Below are 16,798 nucleotides of genomic sequence, written 5' to 3'. Positions count from 1 at the left end.
CCGGGAGGGTCAGGTCAGGCTGTCGAAGGCGACGCGCGCCACGGCTAGCAGGGCGGTGCCGCCCAGGATCGCCAGGGCGACGCGGCGGTAGCGGGCATCGGGGCTGCGCAGGAACATGCGGGTGCCGAGCCAGGAGCCGGCCCAGACGGCGGGCAAGCCGAGCAGCGCGGAGAGCAGACTGGCCTGCCCCACCATGCCCATGGCGGCCAGCGGCAGCAGCGCGCCCAGAGAGGTCAGCAGGAACAGCACGATCATGGAGGCGCGGGCGGCGGCGGTGGCCAGCGGCGAGGCCAGGTAGTAGGCGATGACCGGCGGCCCGGGGATGCCGGCCAGCCCGTTGAACAGTCCCGATACCAGCCCGAAGGCCAGTGTCGCCCCGCCGGAGGGCGGCCGCGTCATCCGCCGCCCACCCGCCAGGATCACTACCGCCAGCGCCACCACCCCGGCGATCACCAGCCGCACCGGCGCCGGCGGCAGCTGCGCGAGCCCCCAAAGGCCGAGCGGCGTCGCCAGCAGCGCGCCCAGCGACAGCAGGCCCAGCGAGGCGCGGTCGGCCAGCGCCCAGGCGCCGCGCAGCCCGTCCAGGCTGATGGCCAGTTGCAGCAGCATCACCACCGGCACCACCTCGGCCGGCGGGTAGAGCAGGCTGAGCAGCGGCACGGCGGCGATCGAGAAGCCGAAGCCGGTGAAGCCGCGGATCAGCCCCGCCAGGAACACCATCAGCAGGCCGAGCAGTGCCATGATCATGCATCGGGCGCTTCGTCACGGCGGTGGTACAGGCGGTACAGCGCGCGCTGGCCCAGCCGGCGGAACGGCGCGAAGGGGTGGCGTGGCAACTCGCCCTGAAAGATGGGCAGGCGCTGGGGAAGGGGCCTGCCGGCCGCCAGCGCGGCCAGCCGCCGCCCGGCCTGGGCCGAGTAGCTGACGCCATTGCCGCCATAGCCCATGGCGTAGAACAGGTTGCGCCCGGCCTCGGGCTGGACGATGCGCGGCATCATGTCGTGGCTGACATCCACCCAGCCCCACCAGGAATGATCCGCCGCGATGCCCGCCAGGGCAGGAAACTTCCGCGCCAGCCCGTCATCCAGCACGGCGCGATGCGCGGGGTTGGCGGCGTCGGCGCCGGTGATGGCGGCGCGGCTGCCGATCTGAAGGCGGTTGTCCGGCAGCAGGCGGTAGTAGTAGCGCAGCGTGCGCGTGTCGGTGATGACCTGGCGCGTGCGAAAGCCGGTCGCGGCGATCTCGCTGTCGGTCAGCGGGCGGGTCACCATGTTGTTCGACAGGATCGGCATGATGCGGCTGCGCAGGCGCGGATGCAGCTTCTGGCCGGTGTATCCGCCGGTGGCGATGGCGACGGCCCGGGCCCGCAGCAATCCGCCCGGTGTGCGCAGCAGGAAGCACTCCGCCTCTTCGCGGATCTCCAGCACCGGGCTGCCGGGATGGATGCGGGCGCCCGCCCCGCGGGCGGCGCGCAGATAGCCGAAGGCCAGCTTCGCCGGCTGCACACCCATGCCCAGCGGCTCGTGCAGCGCGCCCACCGCCTCGGCGTCGTGCACGAAGTCGCGCCACACCTCCTCGCGCGGCAGGATGCGGGTGCCGTAGCCGAAGATGCGGTTGGCGAGGTCGGAATCCGCCCGCAGCTTCTCCAGGTTGCGCCGCCGGTGCGCGATGTAGAGATGCCCGCCGGGCTGCGGCTCGCAGTCCAGTTCCCGCGTCAGGTCCGTGAACAGCTCGAAGCCTTCCAGGATCTCGGCATGCAGGGCCAGCGCCGTCTCCTGGCCCCAGCGGGCGATCCACTGTGCCCGGCTCAGCCGGCCGGAGGCGTTCTGGCCCTGGCCGCCATTGCGCGTGCTGCACCCCCAGGCGACTGTGTTCGCTTCCAGCACCGTGGCCGTGATGCCGTGATCGCGCGCCAGGAACAGGGCGCAGGCGAGGCCGGTGAAGCCCGACCCGATCACCGCCACATCCGTGTCCGTCTCGCCGGCCAGCGGCCCGTCATCGGCCGGCGGTGGCCCGGCTGTGGCCACCCAGTAGCTTGGTGCATAGGCGCGGCCCTGGCCCGGATGCAGGTCGCGCAGCGGGTCATGATGCGGGTCATAGGGCGCGGTGGGCAGGAAGGCGGCGGGAGGTGGCAGCGAATCCATGGCGCGGGTCTCAGGCGGCGCGGAGCAGCGGCGGACGGTCCTTGCGGAAGGCGCTCTTGGCCGCGATGGCCTCGCCGGCGAAGGTGAACAGGTCGAGGCCCTCGGCCTCCACCCGGGCGCCTTCGGCACTGGTACCGGTGAAGAGCCATTCGCTGACGGCGCGATCGCCAAAGACCGCGTGGCGACGGACGGTCCATTGGACATCGGGCATGGCGGTCCAGACACCCTCGAAGGCGGCGCGGACGGCGGCCTGGCCCTCGATCCGTCGGCCCTGCGCCTCGGGGCCAGCTGCGGCGTGGAAGATCACATCCGGCGTGAAGCAGGCCATCACGGCCTCGGCGTCGTGGCGGTTGAAGGCGGCGAACAGCCGTTCCAGCAGGGCGTGGCGCGCGTCGGTGAGGTCGGTCATGGGGCAGCAGGTCCGGTCAGCCTGAGGGGCCGACGCAGATTACGGATGGCGCACGACCCGGTGGAAGAACCAAATGCCTATAAAATAGCCTACCAGATTCGCACGCTAGAGAATCGGCTAGAATTTCACCATCATGATGAATTTGAATGCAGCGTGATGGCATCCGCCAGAATGGCCAGTCCGCCATGAATCTTGTCGGTGCGGATGGCGGTCCAGCCCAGGCGGAAGCAGGAACGGCCCATGGCTGGATCGTCGAAGAAGACGTCGCCTGGTTCGATCAGCACGCCCCGCGCCGCCAGCGCGCCGGCCAGGGCGCGGCTGTCCAGCCCGGGTGGCCCTTCCACCCAGGCGCTGCTGGCCCCGGCGCCGCACCGCCACCGGCAGCCGGGCAGGTGTCGCGGCAGCAAGCTGTCCATCAGCGCGGCACGCTCGGCCAGCGCCTCTCCCAGGCGGCCCAGATGCCCACGGTAATGGCCGAGCGCGATGAAGCCCGCCATGGCGCGCTGGTTGTTGCTGGGCGGATGACGGTGGATCAGGCGGCGCAGCGCCCGCAACTGCGCGATGACCGGCGGTGGCGCCACGACGAAACCGAGGCGCAGCCCCGGCGCCAGCACCTTCGACAGGCTGCCGACATAGATCACCCGCCCCTCGGTATCGAGGCTCTTGAGGGGTGGCACCGCCTCGCCCTCGGCGAAGAGATCGGCGTCGTAGTCATCCTCCACCAGCAGCATGTCGCGCTGCCGGGCCAGGTGCAGGATATCCCGCCGCCGTGTCGAGGGCATGACAGTGGAGGTCGGGCATTGGTGTCCAGGCGTCAGCAAGGCCACCTGGCAGGCGGCCATGGCGGCGTCCGGCACGGCGCCCTCGGCATCGACGCTGAGCAGCCGCAGCGCGCCGGCCTGCATCCGCGCCATGTGCCGCAGGTCCGGATAGCCCGGATCCTCCACTCCCGCGACGATGCCCGGCCCCAGCAGCAGGCGCGTCACGAGGTACAACGCCTGCTGCGCCCCCAGCGTGATCATGACCTCCGCCGGCCGCGCCCAGACCGCGCGGCGCGGCAACACCTGGCGACAGAGCTGCTCGACCAGGGCCGGATCGTCCTCGTCGATCATGTCGGCGCTCCAGGACTGGATGGCGGCGACGCTGGAGGTGGCCTTCACGGCTTCACGCCAGGGTCCGGTCGGGAACAGCGCGGGGTCGAGCTGGCCGAATAGGAAGGGATAGGGGTAGCGCTGCCAGTCGCGCGGCTTGGCGATATTCAGGAATTCCGCCGGCCGGACCGCGAAGCGGCCGGACCAGAACGGCCTTGCGGGATCGGCCGCCGCCGCGAGGCCCTCCGGCCCGGCCTCCGGCCGGTTCAGCGGCGCGACGAACACGCCGCTGCGTTCCCGCGCCGTCAGATAGCCCTCCTCCACCAGCCGCTGGTAAACCTCCAGAACCGTCACGCGAGCGACACCCAGCAGCGCCGCCAGCCGGCGGCTGGAGGGCAGGCGGGAATGCGGCTGCAGCCGCCCATCCTCGATGGCATGAACGAGCTGGCGGCGGATTTCCGCCCCGGCCGGCAGGCCGCGGCGCTCCGGCGCCGCGAGCAACTCCCTCCATGCCAGTTCCGTGGGCTTCAAACCGGCGATCCCGTCCCCTTGAGTGGCTCCGCCCCGCGCGGCAGGTGCGCCTCCGGTTTAGGCGGTCGTCCTCCTGAACTGAAGGGGAGCAGGAAGCCATCGCGCGGTGGAGCCGCCGGTCGGCCCGTCGTCGAGGGGCGGCGACCCGCGGTGATGGGCCGGGGCCCGGCGCGGCGCCATCAGCCGGGCGTCGCCGCCAGCCTCGCGGCATAGGCATCCAGCACGGCATCGGCATCATAGCCGGGCCGGGCGAGGAATGCCGCCCGCAGGTCCAGCGCGGCGGAGGCGCGCAGGCGGGCGGCGGTCGCCTCGGTCATCAAGGGCTCGAGGCCGAGCTCGCGCAGGCAGTCGGCGACACCGTCCATCTCCACCGCGCGGCGGCCGGCATGCAGCACATCGGTGCGCAGGCACATTTCCACAAAGTCCGAGAAGCGCGTGGCATCCATGGGGCCGCAGATGCCAGCCAGTGCCTCCTGCCGTACACCGGCCAGGCTGGCCGCGGTCATGGCCTCGACCACCAAGGCCTCGATACCCTTGGTCACCACGCTGCGCAGCATCTTCACGGCGGCGGCCGTGCCCGGACTGTCGCCGGCGACCTCGATGGTCAGCCCCAGCGGCGAGAAGAGCGCGGCGAACCGCGCCGCCCCGTCGCCCGAGCAGTAGAGCGGCACGCCGGCACCATAGAGCCCGACGGCCCCCATGAGATTGGCATCGACATAGGCGCCGCCGCGGAGGTTGACGGTGACGGCGACGTCCTGCTTGGCGCGTGGCGTGGCGGCGTTGATATCGACCACCAGCATGCCGGGCCGCAGCGCCGTGGCGATGGCCTGGCCAACCGCCGGCGCCGCGGCCACCACCACGGCGGAGATGACGACATCGACCGCCGCCAGCAGCTCTTCCAGACTGTCCCGCAGCGTGACGCCGAGGGCGGCGGCCTCGTTGCGGAAATCATCGGGGTAGGGCGGACGATTGGTGCTGCCCGCGCAGAAGGCCTGGACCCGCAGGCCCTGCGCGCCGAGATGGCGGGCGAAGCAGCGGGCGGCCTCGCCGAAGCCGACGAAGCCGATCACGGGCGCGCTCATGCCGCCTCGCGCAGATGGCCGCGCAGGGTCGTGGCGGCGTAGTGGCGGCGCAGCAGGCCACGGCGCTGCAGGATCGGCACGACCGCGCGGGTGAACTGCTCCCAGGTGCCGGGCGAAACGGTGGGGGTCAGGACGAAGCCATCGCAGGCGCCGCCGGTGAAGATCGCCTCCATCTGGTCGGCCACGCTCTCCGGCGTGCCGACCAGCTGCGGCGCCAGCTCGCTGGTGGCGTAGCGGCGCGCCGCCTCGCCCAGGCTCAGCCCTTCGGCGCGGGTGCCCTGGAGGATCACGTCGAAGGACCCGCGCGAGCCTTCCGGCAGGTCCAGATCCTCCACCGGCCGGTCGGGCGGGAAGCGCGAGAGATCGGTACCGATATGCGAGGAGGTCAGCGCCATGCCCAGCTCCGCATCGACCAGGCTGTTGACATAGTCGGCCTTCTCGCGGGCGATGGATTCCGTCTCGCCGATGATCGGATCGACCGAGGGCAGCACGGCGCAATTGTCCGGGTCGCGGCCGTGCCGGGCCACGCGTTCGCGCGTGGCGGCGCGGAAGCGGCGCATGTCCTCCGCGCTGTGCTGCAGGGTGAAGACCAGCTCCGCCCAGCGCGCGGCGAAATCCAGGCCGGGTCCGGAGGAGCCGGCCTGCATCAGCACGGGATGGCCCTGCGGCGTGCGCGGCACGGTCAGCGGCCCGCGGCTGCGGATATGTTGGCCCTCGTAATGCGCGTAATGCACCCGGGCGGGATCGGCGAAGCGGCCGGATTCCCGGTCCAGGATCAGCGCGTCCGCCTCCCAGCTGCTCCACAGCTTGAGACAGGCTTCCACGGCCTCATGGGCGCGGGCATAGCGCTCCTCCCGGCCGGGGATGGCCTCCATGCCGAAATTCCTCGCCTCCAGATGGCTGGCCGAGGTGACGATGTTCCACGCCATGCGCCCACCGGAGAGAATGTCCAGCGTGCCCAGGGTGCGGGCGATCTGATAGGGGTGGTGGAAGGTGGTGGAGAGCGTGGCGCCCAGGCCGATATGCCGCGTGGCGCGCGCCATCATCGCCAGGATCGGCAGCGGGTCCAGCAGGCTCAGCGCGCCGCCTTTGCCGAGCTGCGTGGCGTAGCTGCCATTGTAGTAGTCGTAGAGCCCCAGCACATCGGCGAAGAACAGGGCGTCGAAGCAGCCCTGTTCCAGCGTGGCCGCGGTGCGCTCGTACCAGCCGGGGTCGAGGAAGCCTAGCTCGGCCTCCGGATGGCGCCAGCCGCCATGATGATGGCAGGTCGGCCCCGCCTTCAGGAAGGCAACGAGGCGCATGTGACGTTTCGGCATGACGCGATCCTTAGGCGAGGCGGGAGGCGGCGATGTGACGGGTCACCTCCTCCTCCACATGGTTCCACACCGCGCCCTTCAGCGCGGCGTATTCGGGCGAGGTCTGCACGGCGACGCCGCGTGGGCGCGGCAGCGGATTGTCCAGGATGGCTTTGATGCGACCCGGACGTGCCGACATCACCACGATGCGGCTGCCCAGGATCAGGGCCTCGTCGATATTGTGCGTGATGAAGACGATGGTCTTGCCGCTTTCCGCCTGGATCCGCAGCAGCTCTTCCTGCATCACCTGCCGCGTCATGGCATCCAGCGCGGCGAAGGGCTCGTCCATCAGCAGCACTTCCGGGTCGGCCGCCAGGCAGCGCGCGATGGTGACGCGCTGCTGCATGCCGCCGGAAAGTTCCGCCGGGTAGTGCTCGGCGAAGCCGGCCAGCTGCACCATGCCGATGAAGCGCTCGGCCAGCGCGCGGCGCTCGGCGCGCGGCACGCCGCGCATGCGCAGCGGGAATTCGACGTTCTGCCGCACCGTCTTCCAGGGGAACAGCGCATAGGACTGGAAGACCATGCCGCAGCGCGGCTCGATGCCGGTGATCGGCGCGCCGCGCAGCAGAACGCGGCCGCTGCTGGGCGGGGTGAAGCCGGCGAAGATGCCCAGCATGGTCGACTTGCCGCAGCCTGAGGCGCCGAGCAGGCAGAGCAGCTCGCCTTCCGCCACCTCCATCGAGAGGTTGCGCACCGCGACCAGCTCGTTGCCGCCGATGGCATAGGATTTGGAGACGTTCTCCGCGACGAGAATCGGTTGCATCCTGTCGTTCCTCAATGCCGCCGGTGGCGTTCCCAGGGCAGCAGCGCGCGTTCCAGCCGCGTCGCCACCAGATCGGCCAGCAGCACGGTCAGCGAGATCGCCACCATCCCCACGAGGACCTGGGTCATGTCGCCCCAGTCCTTGCCTTCCCAGATCATGGCGCCGAGCCCGTTATGGGCGGCGACCATCTCGGCCGAGAGCACGCAGGACCAGGCGATGGCCAGCGTCACCTTCAGCCCGGCCAGGATGCCGGGCAGGGCCGCCGGCAGGATCACCTCCCGCATCACCGTCAGGTCGCCGGCACCCAGGTTGCGCGCGGCGCGCACCAGCAGCGGATCGACGCGGCGCGTCGCCTCATGCGTCGCCAGCAGGATGTAGATCCAGCAGCCCAGGATGACGATGGCGACCTTCTGCGTCTCGCCGATGCCCAGCCAGAGGATGGTCAACGGGATCCAGGTGATCGAGGGCAGCGGCCGGAGCAGGGAGATGAAGGGCGTCAGAACCGCGCGCACCGGGCCGCAGACCGCCATGGCGATGCCCAGCGGCACCGCGATCAGGGCGGCGATGGCAAAGCCGGCGAAGACGCGGGCCGAGGAGGCCAGGATGGCCGCCACCAGCTGGCCGGAGCCCAGCAGCCGCCAGGTGGCCTGCGCCACCTCCACCGGCGAGGGCAGGAAGAGACGGGCGACCAGCCCGGAGGCGGTGGCGCCCCACCAGCTCAGCAGGAAGAGCGCGACGGCGACGGCACCCAGCAGCGGCTGGCGGATGGTGCCGGCCAGCCTGGGCAGGCGCGGCGTGGCAGCGGGAGCCCGCAGGCTCAGCGGCGCGGCCATCGGCTCACTGCCCCGCATCGATGAAGCTGTCATCGGCCCAGCGCGCGGTCTCGGGCCGCGTCGGCAGGCGCCCGGCCTCGTGCAGCAGATCGGCCAGATACTGCATCTGCTCGGTATGGAGTTGCATGTGGGCCTTGCGGCCCTCGCTGCCGTAGAAGCGGAAGTCGCGCAGCGCCGCGGTCAGCTGCTCCGGCGTCTGGCGGAAGTGGTGCGCGACGGCGGCGGCGGCCTCTTCCGGCTTCGCGATGGTGAAGTCCGCGCCTTTCAGGATGGCCAGCGCCAGTCCCCGCGCCTGGGCCGGCTGCGTCCGCACCAGTTCGCGCGAGATGATCAGCACATCGGGCGAGGCCATGGTGCCGAAGCGGCGGAAGATCGCCGTGTCACGGTCGGTGCCGAGCAGCTTTCCGTCCGGAGCCGCCTGCTTCAACCGGTCCAGCAGCGGCTGCCAGACACAGGCGGCCTGGATGTCGCCATGCGCCAGGGCCGGCGCCATCTCGGTGCCCTGCAGGCTGCGGTATTGCAGGTCCTTCAGCGCCATGCCGGATTCCGCCAGCAGACCCATCAGCGTCACCTCGGCCGAGGCATTGGCGGCGACGGGCTTGCCGCGCAGATCAGTAATGCTGGCGATGCCGGGCCGCGCCCAGCAGCCTTCCTGCCCGGGTGCGTCATCGACATTGCCGAAGAAGGAGAAGCTCTCGTTGCCGCGGGCCATCTCCGCCAGCACGGCGGTGCGGCCCAGATTGCTGAAGGCGGCGCTGCCGGCGGCGATGGCGCGGATGCGATCGGCGGAGTTGACGATCACCTGCAGCCGCACCTCCAGCCCCTGCTCGCGGAAGAAGCCCTTCTCGATGGCGACCAGGATAGGGACCTGGCCGGTCCAGGTGACGGAGCCGGCGAAGTCCAGTCGCGGCAGGGTCTGAGCCTGGGTGGGGGAAGCGTGCAGCAGGCCGAGCAGCAGAAGGAGGGTCGGGAGGCGGAACCGCATGGCTGGTCTCCTGGAGAGATGCGGCGAGCCTATCGAGCCGGGCGCGAGCTTTCAATGAACCGGTTCATGAAATGGCTAATTTTTTTGCAGCCGCGCGCCGCTGCCGGTCCAGCAGCAGCAGCAGGAGCGGCGCCGCCCAGGCCGCCAGCATGCTCAGCCCCGCCAGAAGCCCCATGCCGAGAAGCCGTCCCTGTGCATCCTCAACCAGGAGCAGGGCCGAGACCCCGGACCCGGCCGCCTGGGCCAGGCTGGTCACCGCCGCCGCCAGACACTGGTAGGTCAGCCGGTCCTCGGGCCGGCTGAGCTGGGCCGCGCTGGCCTGGGCCACGGTGCTGCGCGCCAGCTGCCCCGCCAGGACCAGCCCCAGCAGCGGAACCGCCAGCGCCGCCCCGGGCGACAGCAGGAAGGTCCAGCCCAGCAACAAGGTCAGTCCCCCTCCCACCGTCAGCGCCGCCGGGAGCGCCCCCAGCCGGTCCATGGCCCAGCCGGTGGCCTGGGTGGTGCCCAGCGCCAGCCCGCCGCCCAGCAGGTAGATCAGCCAGAGCCGCGTCTCCTCCACGCCCAGGTTGCGCAGCGCATAGGTGCCGAGGTGCGGCGAGATCAGCAGCGTGCCGAAGGAGGCACTGGCGATCAGGGCGAGGCCGGTCAGCCCGATGGGCTGCCGCAGCAGCACCATCATCCCGCCGGGCGAGGGGCGCGGCGCCGATGCCCCGGCCTTCGGCCCCGGCAGCGCCGCCATCCCCGCCAGCGACAGCAGGCAGAGCGCGGCCAGCGCCAGGAAGGAGGGGCGCCAGCCCCCGTCGGCGACCAGCGCCAGGACCATCGGCAGGCCGAGCACCAGCGCCAGCCCATAGGCGGACACCACCAGGCTGACCGCCTGATTGCGCCGTGCCGGAGCCACCATCTCCGGAATCAGGGCGAGGACCGCCGCCAGCAACGGCCCCGCGCAAAGCCCGGAAAACAGTCGCGCCGCCAGGAGGGCTGGGAAGCTGGGCACGAGCGCGGCCGCCGCCGAGCCCAGCCCCAGCCCGGCCAGCGCCCAGGCCGCCACCCGTCGCCGCTCGCAGCCACCCAGCAGCAGCGCCGCCAGCAGCCCGCCAAGGCCGGCCGCCAGCGCGAAGACCAGGCTCGCCAGCGCGGCCCGCGCCGCCGGGATTGCCAGATCCTCGGCCAGGAAAGGGGCCAGTGGAAAGGTGATGACCGAGGCCAGCGCATTGACGAAGGCCACGGCGCCCAGCAACACCAGGGGCACGAGGCCGCGAAGGCCGCTCGGGGGGCGCATGGCGGTGTTTCCGTCCGTGAGAGTGACATGATATGAACCGGTTCATTATAGGGCGGTCAAGCAGGGGGCGCCGGTGCCGACGCCACGGGTGAAGCTGAAGGATGTCGCCCGCATGGCCGGGGTGGCGGTCGGCACCGTCTCCCGCGTGCTGAACGACAACCCCACGGTCGCCGAGCCGATCCGCTGCAAGGTGCACGAGGCCGTCGCCCGCCTGGGCTACCAGCTGGATCCGGTGGCGCAGAGCATGCGTGGCAACCGCAGCCGGCTGGTGGCCTGCGCCATCCGTGACTTCGACATCCCCCGCTTCGGTACATTCATCCGCGAGGCGGAGCAGGTGCTGCGCGTCGCCGGCTACACGCTGCTGCTGTCCAGCACCACCAACAGCCCCGCCGTGGAGGTCGCCCTGCTGCGCGCCTTCGAGAGCCGCAAGGTGGAAGGCGTGATGATGACCGTCAGCGACGAGCGCAACGCCGAGGTGCTGGCGGCGCTGGCGCGGGCGCCCATGCCAGTGCTGGCGATCGATCGCGACCGGCTACCCGGCATCGACCGTGTGGCGGCGGACCATCGCAGCGGCGCCGTGGCGGCGATGGCGCATTTGCTGGAGCTGGGGCATCGGCGCATCGCCATGCTGGTGGGCGATACCCGGGCCTTCCCCTCGCGCAGCCGGGTGGAAGGCTTCCGCCAGGCCCTGGCCGCCGCCGGGGTCGCGCCGCAGCCGCGCCTGCTGCGCGACCGTGTCCTCACGGCCGAGGATGCCTTCCGCGAGACCATGGCGCTGATGAACCTGCCAGAGCCGCCGACCGCCATCTTCGTCGCGGCGATGGACATGCTGGGCGGATGCCTGCGCGCGCTGCGCCAGCTAGGCAGCCAGGTGGGGCGGGATATCTCGCTGGTGGCGGGGTCGGATTCGGAGCTGGCGGAATTGCACGAGCCGCCGGTTACCGCGATCTCGTGGGACCTGGCGGCCATGGGGCGGCATGCGGCCACCATGCTGCTGGAACGGATGGGCTCGGCCGAGGTGGAGGTCGGCCGGTCGCTACTGCTGCCGACGCAACTGGTGATCCGGCGCAGTTGCCGGGCGCCGTGACATCCGGGCCATGCCGAGAGGATGTCGCGCCGCTTGGCCGCCCGCGAGCGCGGAAGGCGGCAAAGATCTGCCATTGCAATCGGACGCCGCCGGATGTGAGCGCTGCGTGGTGGCACGACAAGCGTGTCGCCGGAGTGGCCAGGCGCCGGCCCCGGCTGAAGCGCCGCCATCGCCGATGGCGCCTTTGACCGCGACAGGGTTACGGGTGCCGCTGCCGGGTCAACAGGGCTTCGAGCTCCTGCCACCCTCCTTCCGGCTGGCTCCGCGGTGGGTGGTGAAGAAAACCTTCGGCCGGATGACCCGCGGACACCGCCCTGGTTCGCGATCAGGAACATTGCTGCGACATCTCCGAAGCGCCGTGATCCATATCGGCATGGGTGCCCCTGCTTCAGGCGAGGATGCCATCCATGGCCATTTCCGAATGGCCGGGCCGCAGAAGGTCGCGACGCGACGTCCGACCAACGTCGCCGGGAAGCTCTCCCGCTTGCTCCGCAGGCGCGGGACGTGGACGATCCCCATCCCAGAACAAGAACCGGGAAACAGGTCTCGCCAGGCGCAGCACGGCCTTTCCATGGGTGAGGATGCAAGCGATGAGACACGACACTTGGACGCGCCGGGCGATGCTGGCAACGGCCGTGACGACAGCGGGAAGCGGCATGGCGCGGGCACAGGCGGCGGAGCGGCCGCTGCGGCTGGTGGTGAATGCCGGGCTGCAGATTCTGGACCCCATCGCCGGCACCTCCTTCGTCACGCGCAACTTCGCCTACATGGTGTTCGACACGCTGGTGGCCATGGACAGCCAGGGCATCATGCGGCCGCAGATGCTGCAGGGCTGGAAGGCCAGCGATGACCGGCTGACCTACAACTTCACCCTGCGCCCGGGCCTGGAATGGCATGACGGCCAGCCGGTGACGGCGGAGGATTGCGTTGCCTCCCTCAAACGTTGGGGGGCGCGGGACTCTACCGGGCGCCGGCTGATGGGCGCGGCCCGATCCCTCCGCGCGATAGCCACGGACAGCTTCGTGCTGGAGCTGGCGCGACCTTTCGGCGGTGTCATCAGCGCCCTCGGCAAGCCCAGCGTGCACGTGCCCTTCATGATGCCCGCGCGTATTGCCGCCAACACTCTACCGACCGAGCCGGTGAAGGAGATCATGGGGTCCGGCCCCTTCGTCTTCCTCAGGAACGAATGGGTGCCGGGTGAGAAGGCCAGCTTCCGCCGCAACCCGCGCTACCGCCCGCGCGAGGAGCCGGCGGACGGTCTGGCGGGTGGCAAGCGCGTCTTCATCGAACGTGCCGAGCTGCTCAGCATGGACGACCCTTCCATGCGCGTGGCGGCACTGCAAGCGAACGAGGTGGACTACCTCGAATACGCTCCCTTCGACTATCTGCCCATCCTGCAACGCGACAGAGGCACGACGCTGGCAAAGCCGGGCGGCATCGCGCAGATCATGGGCGGGCTCGTGCTCAATCACGCGCAGCCGCCCTTCAACAACCTCAAGGTACGGCAGGCACTGCAACTGGCGCTGGACCAGGGCGGGATCGTCGCCGCGCACGGCCTGCCGGACGGGATGTTCCTGCCGCGCTGCCAGTCCATGACGCTCTGCGGCACGCCGCTCTCCTCCGAGGCGGGCGGCGAGGCGCTCCGGCCCGACATGGAGCGGGCCCGCGCCGTGTTGCGCGAGTCCGGCTACGACAACGAACGGGTGGTGCTCCTGGATGCTCAGACATCCTCGCTGATCCATCCCATGGCCATGGTGGTGTCGGACCAGATGCGCAGGCTCGGACTGAATGTCGATCACCAGGTGATGGACTGGGCGACCGCCGCGCAGCGCTGGCTGAGCAGCGAACCAGTGGGGCGTGGCGGCTGGAGCGCCGTGCCGGTGGTCTATACCGGCTTCGACATGGCGGACCCGCTGGTGAATGTGGGCATCAGCTACAATGGCACCCGCGCCGCGCCCTGGCTGTATGACGATGCGGCGCTGACACCGTTGCTGCGCGAGTTCGAGGCCGAGCCGGAGGACAACATGGAGCGGCGGCGCGCCCTGGCGGCCGAGATGAACCGCCGCGCGCTGATCAATGTCAACATGCCGCTGACCGGGCAGTTCTCCAGTCCCGCCGTCTGGCGCAGCGAGCTTCAGGGCGTCATCGACTTCGGCTTTCCCGTGCTGTGGAACATCCGCCGGGCCTGAGTGCCAGGCCATCCGGCAGACCAGAACAAGGACTTTCCTATGCCTCGTCATATCGCCTGCCTGTCCTATGATTTCGACACCTGGTCCGGCTTCGCCGCGCGCGGCATGACGACGCCGACGCCCATCTCGCGCGGCGAGTTCGGCGTCGTCGGTGCGCGCCGCATCCTCGACCTGCTCCGCAGCCGCGGCATCAAGGGAAGCTGGTACATCCCCGGCGTGGTGATCGAGACCTACCCCAAGGCCTGCGCGAGGGTGGTGCAGGAGGGGCACGAGATCGGCCACCATGGCTGGAGCCACGTGCCGCCCGCCGAGCTTCCCGCCGAGGTGGAAGCGGAGGAATTCGCCCGCGCCATCGAGTCCATCCGGCGCCTGACCGGCAGCAAGCCGGCCGGCTACCGCTCCCCCGCCTGGGACCTCAGCGAACGCACCATCGACCTGCTTCTTCGGCACGGCCTGCGCTACGACAGCAGCATGATGGGGCATGACTGCGAGCCCTACTTCGCCCGGCGCGGCGACCGGGTGGCCGTCGACGAGCCACTGATCTTCGGCGAGACGACGGACCTCGTGGAGGTGCCCATCAGCTGGTCGCTCGATGATCACCCGCATTTCGAGTTCTTCCGCACCAAGGCGGGCGTCATGCCCGGCCTCGCCAATGCGAGCGCGGTGCTGGAGAACTGGCTGGCTGATTTCGAGTACATGTGCCGCACCAGCGAGTGGGGCGTCATGGTCTATACCTTCCACCCGTATGTCAGCGGCCGCGGCCACCGCATGATGATGATGGAGAAGCTGATCGACGGCCTGGCGGGCATGGGGGCCGAGTTCCTGACACTGCAGCAGGTGGAACAGGAGTTCCGCAATCGTCAGGTGGGCTGAGAATGGCGCAGGCATCGCGCTTCTCCGGCCGCGCGGCCATTGTAACGGGCGCGGCGGGGGCATCGGAGCCGCGACGGCGCGCCGGCTGGTGGCCGAGGGCGCCAGGGTCCTGGAGACGGACCGCTCGGCGGAGGTGGAAGCCGTCGCGCGCGAGATCGGCGGCACGGCGCTGCTGCTCGACGTCAACGAAAAAGGGGCGGGGGCGAAGCTCGCCGCCGCCGCGCCGGAGGCCTTCGGACGCCTGGATGCGCTGGTGAACAATGCCGGCATCGGCGGACGCCGGCCGCTCGCGGAATCCGATGACGACCGCATCGACCGCTCCATCGACACCAATCTCAAGGCGGTGCTGCGCATGACACAGGATTGCCTGCCGCACCTTGTCCGCCCGGGCGGGCGGATCATCAATGTCTCCTCCATCTTCGGCCTGGCAGGCTACCCCGGCTCGGCGGCCTATGCGGTGGCCAAGGCGGGCGTCGCGCAGCTCACCCGGCAATTGGCCTGCGACCTGGGGCCGGACGGCATTCAGGTGAACGCCGTCGCGCCGGGCATGATCGAGACGTCAATGACGGCGGATCATCTGAGGGATCCCCGCTACCTGGCCAACATGCTCACGCCGACGCCGTTGCGCCGCAGTGGCAAGCCGGAGGAGATCGCTTCGGTGTTCGCCTTTCCGACGTCCGACGATGCCTCCTTCGTCAGGTGCTGGTGGTGGATGGCGGCTGGCTGATCTCCCGCGCCGCGCTCGCCCCCGAGGGAGAGCCCGCATGAGGCGCCATGGCTTTCCTCGCCACCAGTCTCGCCCCTGGTTACCTGGCGGCCGAGGCCGCGGCCTGCCGCGCGGCCACGTGGCGATTCACCGGCCATTTCAGTCCGAGATTCTCCCGCAGCGTACGGCCCTCATAGGCTGTGCGGAACAGCCCGCGCCGCTGCAACTCGGGCGTGACGAGCTCGACGAAGTCCTCGCAGCCGCCGGGAAGCTGATTGGGCGTGATGTTGAAGCCGTCGCAGGCACCGCGGGTGAACCAGTCCTCCATCACGTCGGCCACGTCGCTGGCGGTGCCGATGACGCAGGAATTCCCCTCGCCCGCCATCTGCCGGCAAAGCTGGCGGATCGTGAGGTTGTGGCGGCGAGCGCGGGCCAGGATGCGCTCGGCGGCGCTGCGCACCTGCGGCTCGCCCCGCGGCTCCGGGACCGGCCCATCCAGATCGTGTCCGGTCAGGTCGCCGAACTCGTTGTAGACCCGCGCCAGCCCGACCAGGGGATCGAGCAACTCCTGCAGCCGGTCGAACTTGGCCTGTGCCTCCTCGCGCGTGCGACCCACGATCGGGCGCAGCGCCGGCATGATCTTCAGCTCGTCCCAGTCGCGGCCATGCCGCGCCAGCCGGCCCTTCACGTCGTCATAATAGGCCTTGGCATCGTCGATGGTGTCCTGTGCGGCATAGATCACCTCGGCATGGGCGGCGGCAATGTCGCGGCCCTGCCCAGCGGCGCCGGCCTGGAACAGCACCGGGCGGCCCTGCGGCATGTCCGCAAGGTTCAACGGTCCCTTGACCTTGAAGTGCTTGCCGACATGGTTGAGCTCGTGCATCCGGTCCTCGTCGTAGAAGAGGCCGGATTCGCGATCATAGATCAGTGCCCCGGGCTCCCAGCAGTCCCAGAGACCCTTGACGACCTCCACGAACTCGGCGGCGCGCTCGTACCGCGTGTCATAGTCGAGATGCCGGTCGCGGTTGAAGTTGCGACCCTCCGCATCGGACCAGGAGGTGACGATGTTCCAGCCCGCGCGACCCTTGCTGATGAGGTCCAGCGTGCCGAACTTGCGCGCGATGTGGAACGGCTCGTTGTACGTGGTCGAGGCGGTGGAGACGAGACCTACATGCTTCGTCACCATCGCAAGCGCGGGAAGCAGCGACATCGGCTCCATCTCCGCAAGCTCGAAGCCGGAGCGGGCGAGCGAGCCGGGCGGCAGGTCCTTCTCGCGGATGGCGATGCCATCGGCGAAGAAGACCATGTCGAACAGGCCGCGCTCCGCCGCCTGGGCCGTGCGGACATAGTGCTCGATGCGCAGCGTGCCATCGGCCGGCACGTCCGGGTGGCGCCAAGCGGCGGGGTGATAGCCGAGGCCGCGCATGGACATGCCGAGCCGCATCTTTCGTTTCTGCATACGAGATCT

At 70.4% G+C, this 16,798-nt stretch carries 15 protein-coding genes; 4 read left to right on the top strand and 11 right to left on the bottom strand.

Annotated elements, in window-relative coordinates; translation table 11 throughout:
• Window positions 1–9: 9 nt before the first annotated feature.
• From ACVMLK_RS07635 to ACVMLK_RS07590, 10 genes are all read right to left on the bottom strand, one after another.
• The gene (locus ACVMLK_RS07635) at window positions 10–747 is read right to left on the bottom strand and encodes a sulfite exporter TauE/SafE family protein (RefSeq protein WP_198365480.1); all 738 of its coding nucleotides are present in this window, start codon (window positions 745–747) and stop codon (window positions 10–12) included.
• Window positions 744–2,144 (bottom strand): NAD(P)/FAD-dependent oxidoreductase, encoded by a 1,401-nt coding sequence (locus ACVMLK_RS07630; protein WP_457486053.1) that lies wholly within the window; start codon window positions 2,142–2,144, stop codon window positions 744–746. The genes ACVMLK_RS07635 and ACVMLK_RS07630 overlap by 4 nt, the downstream gene beginning before the upstream one ends.
• A 10-nt stretch (window positions 2,145–2,154) precedes the next feature.
• Window positions 2,155–2,553 carry a nuclear transport factor 2 family protein gene (locus tag ACVMLK_RS07625; RefSeq protein ID WP_457486052.1) on the bottom strand — a complete coding sequence of 133 codons (399 nt, stop codon included), beginning with the start codon at window positions 2,551–2,553 and terminating at the stop codon, window positions 2,155–2,157.
• Between the two features lie 131 nt (window positions 2,554–2,684).
• Complete coding sequence (locus tag ACVMLK_RS07620) at window positions 2,685–4,175, bottom strand: aminotransferase-like domain-containing protein (RefSeq protein WP_457486051.1); 1,491 nt, start codon at window positions 4,173–4,175, stop codon at window positions 2,685–2,687.
• A gap of 179 nt (window positions 4,176–4,354) precedes the next feature.
• Window positions 4,355–5,257, bottom strand: coding sequence for an NAD(P)-dependent oxidoreductase (locus tag ACVMLK_RS07615; RefSeq protein ID WP_198365484.1), 903 nt, complete (start codon window positions 5,255–5,257; stop codon window positions 4,355–4,357).
• Window positions 5,254–6,573, bottom strand: coding sequence for an LLM class flavin-dependent oxidoreductase (locus ACVMLK_RS07610; protein ID WP_422922716.1), 1,320 nt, complete (start codon window positions 6,571–6,573; stop codon window positions 5,254–5,256). Before ACVMLK_RS07610 ends, ACVMLK_RS07615 begins: the two co-directional genes overlap by 4 nt.
• Before the next feature lie 10 nt (window positions 6,574–6,583).
• Window positions 6,584–7,375 carry an ABC transporter ATP-binding protein gene (locus ACVMLK_RS07605; protein ID WP_198365486.1) on the bottom strand — a complete coding sequence of 264 codons (792 nt, stop codon included), beginning with the start codon at window positions 7,373–7,375 and terminating at the stop codon, window positions 6,584–6,586.
• A gap of 11 nt (window positions 7,376–7,386) precedes the next feature.
• Window positions 7,387–8,208, bottom strand: coding sequence for an ABC transporter permease (locus ACVMLK_RS07600; protein WP_232476933.1), 822 nt, complete (start codon window positions 8,206–8,208; stop codon window positions 7,387–7,389).
• A 4-nt stretch (window positions 8,209–8,212) separates the two neighbouring features.
• Window positions 8,213–9,193, bottom strand: coding sequence for an ABC transporter substrate-binding protein (locus tag ACVMLK_RS07595; RefSeq protein ID WP_457486050.1), 981 nt, complete (start codon window positions 9,191–9,193; stop codon window positions 8,213–8,215).
• Between the two features lie 64 nt (window positions 9,194–9,257).
• A complete protein-coding gene (locus tag ACVMLK_RS07590) occupies window positions 9,258–10,475 on the bottom strand; it encodes an MFS transporter (RefSeq protein ID WP_457486049.1) in 1,218 nt (405 codons plus the stop codon).
• A 73-nt stretch (window positions 10,476–10,548) separates the two neighbouring features.
• Between ACVMLK_RS07590 and ACVMLK_RS07585 the strand changes: the two genes are divergently transcribed.
• The 4 genes from ACVMLK_RS07585 to ACVMLK_RS07570 all read left to right on the top strand — a co-directional run bounded on the left by ACVMLK_RS07585 (window position 10,549) and on the right by ACVMLK_RS07570 (window position 15,351).
• A complete protein-coding gene (locus tag ACVMLK_RS07585; protein ID WP_198365490.1) occupies window positions 10,549–11,562 on the top strand; it encodes a substrate-binding domain-containing protein in 1,014 nt (337 codons plus the stop codon).
• A 590-nt stretch (window positions 11,563–12,152) separates the two neighbouring features.
• On the top strand, window positions 12,153–13,751 hold the full coding sequence (locus ACVMLK_RS07580) for an ABC transporter substrate-binding protein (RefSeq protein WP_457486048.1): 1,599 nt from the start codon (window positions 12,153–12,155) through the stop codon (window positions 13,749–13,751).
• A 39-nt stretch (window positions 13,752–13,790) separates the two neighbouring features.
• Entirely contained in the window at window positions 13,791–14,624 is an 834-nt protein-coding gene (locus ACVMLK_RS07575) for a polysaccharide deacetylase family protein (RefSeq protein ID WP_457486047.1), read from the top strand.
• An 88-nt stretch (window positions 14,625–14,712) separates the two neighbouring features.
• Window positions 14,713–15,351, top strand: a complete 639-nt coding sequence (locus tag ACVMLK_RS07570) for an SDR family NAD(P)-dependent oxidoreductase (RefSeq protein WP_457486046.1) — start codon at window positions 14,713–14,715, stop codon at window positions 15,349–15,351.
• A 79-nt stretch (window positions 15,352–15,430) separates the two neighbouring features.
• Here the strand turns inward: ACVMLK_RS07570 and ACVMLK_RS07565 are convergent, their stop codons facing one another.
• Window positions 15,431–16,789, bottom strand: a complete 1,359-nt coding sequence (locus tag ACVMLK_RS07565; RefSeq protein WP_198365493.1) for an LLM class flavin-dependent oxidoreductase — start codon at window positions 16,787–16,789, stop codon at window positions 15,431–15,433.
• Window positions 16,790–16,798: the final 9 nt, after the last annotated feature.

The organism is Teichococcus aerofrigidensis (genome assembly GCF_054073225.1).
Note: the sequence above shows the minus strand (reverse complement) of the source record. Positions and strands in the feature narration are given on the sequence as shown.

Bases quoted from the DNA above. Each gene is read 5' to 3' on its own strand.
- ACVMLK_RS07635 (WP_198365480.1), bottom strand. From the start codon at position 747: ATGATCATGGCACTGCTCGGCCTGCTGATGGTGTTCCTGGCGGGGCTG.
- ACVMLK_RS07630 (WP_457486053.1), bottom strand. From the start codon at position 2,144: ATGGATTCGCTGCCACCTCCCGCCGCCTTCCTGCCCACCGCGCCCTAT.
- ACVMLK_RS07625 (WP_457486052.1), bottom strand. From the start codon at position 2,553: ATGACCGACCTCACCGACGCGCGCCACGCCCTGCTGGAACGGCTGTTC.
- ACVMLK_RS07615 (WP_198365484.1), bottom strand. From the start codon at position 5,257: ATGAGCGCGCCCGTGATCGGCTTCGTCGGCTTCGGCGAGGCCGCCCGC.
- ACVMLK_RS07610 (WP_422922716.1), bottom strand. From the start codon at position 6,573: ATGCCGAAACGTCACATGCGCCTCGTTGCCTTCCTGAAGGCGGGGCCG.
- ACVMLK_RS07605 (WP_198365486.1), bottom strand. From the start codon at position 7,375: ATGCAACCGATTCTCGTCGCGGAGAACGTCTCCAAATCCTATGCCATC.
- ACVMLK_RS07600 (WP_232476933.1), bottom strand. From the start codon at position 8,208: ATGGCCGCGCCGCTGAGCCTGCGGGCTCCCGCTGCCACGCCGCGCCTG.
- ACVMLK_RS07595 (WP_457486050.1), bottom strand. From the start codon at position 9,193: ATGCGGTTCCGCCTCCCGACCCTCCTTCTGCTGCTCGGCCTGCTGCAC.
- ACVMLK_RS07590 (WP_457486049.1), bottom strand. From the start codon at position 10,475: ATGCGCCCCCCGAGCGGCCTTCGCGGCCTCGTGCCCCTGGTGTTGCTG.
- ACVMLK_RS07580 (WP_457486048.1), top strand. From the start codon at position 12,153: ATGAGACACGACACTTGGACGCGCCGGGCGATGCTGGCAACGGCCGTG.
- ACVMLK_RS07575 (WP_457486047.1), top strand. From the start codon at position 13,791: ATGCCTCGTCATATCGCCTGCCTGTCCTATGATTTCGACACCTGGTCC.
- ACVMLK_RS07565 (WP_198365493.1), bottom strand. From the start codon at position 16,789: ATGCAGAAACGAAAGATGCGGCTCGGCATGTCCATGCGCGGCCTCGGC.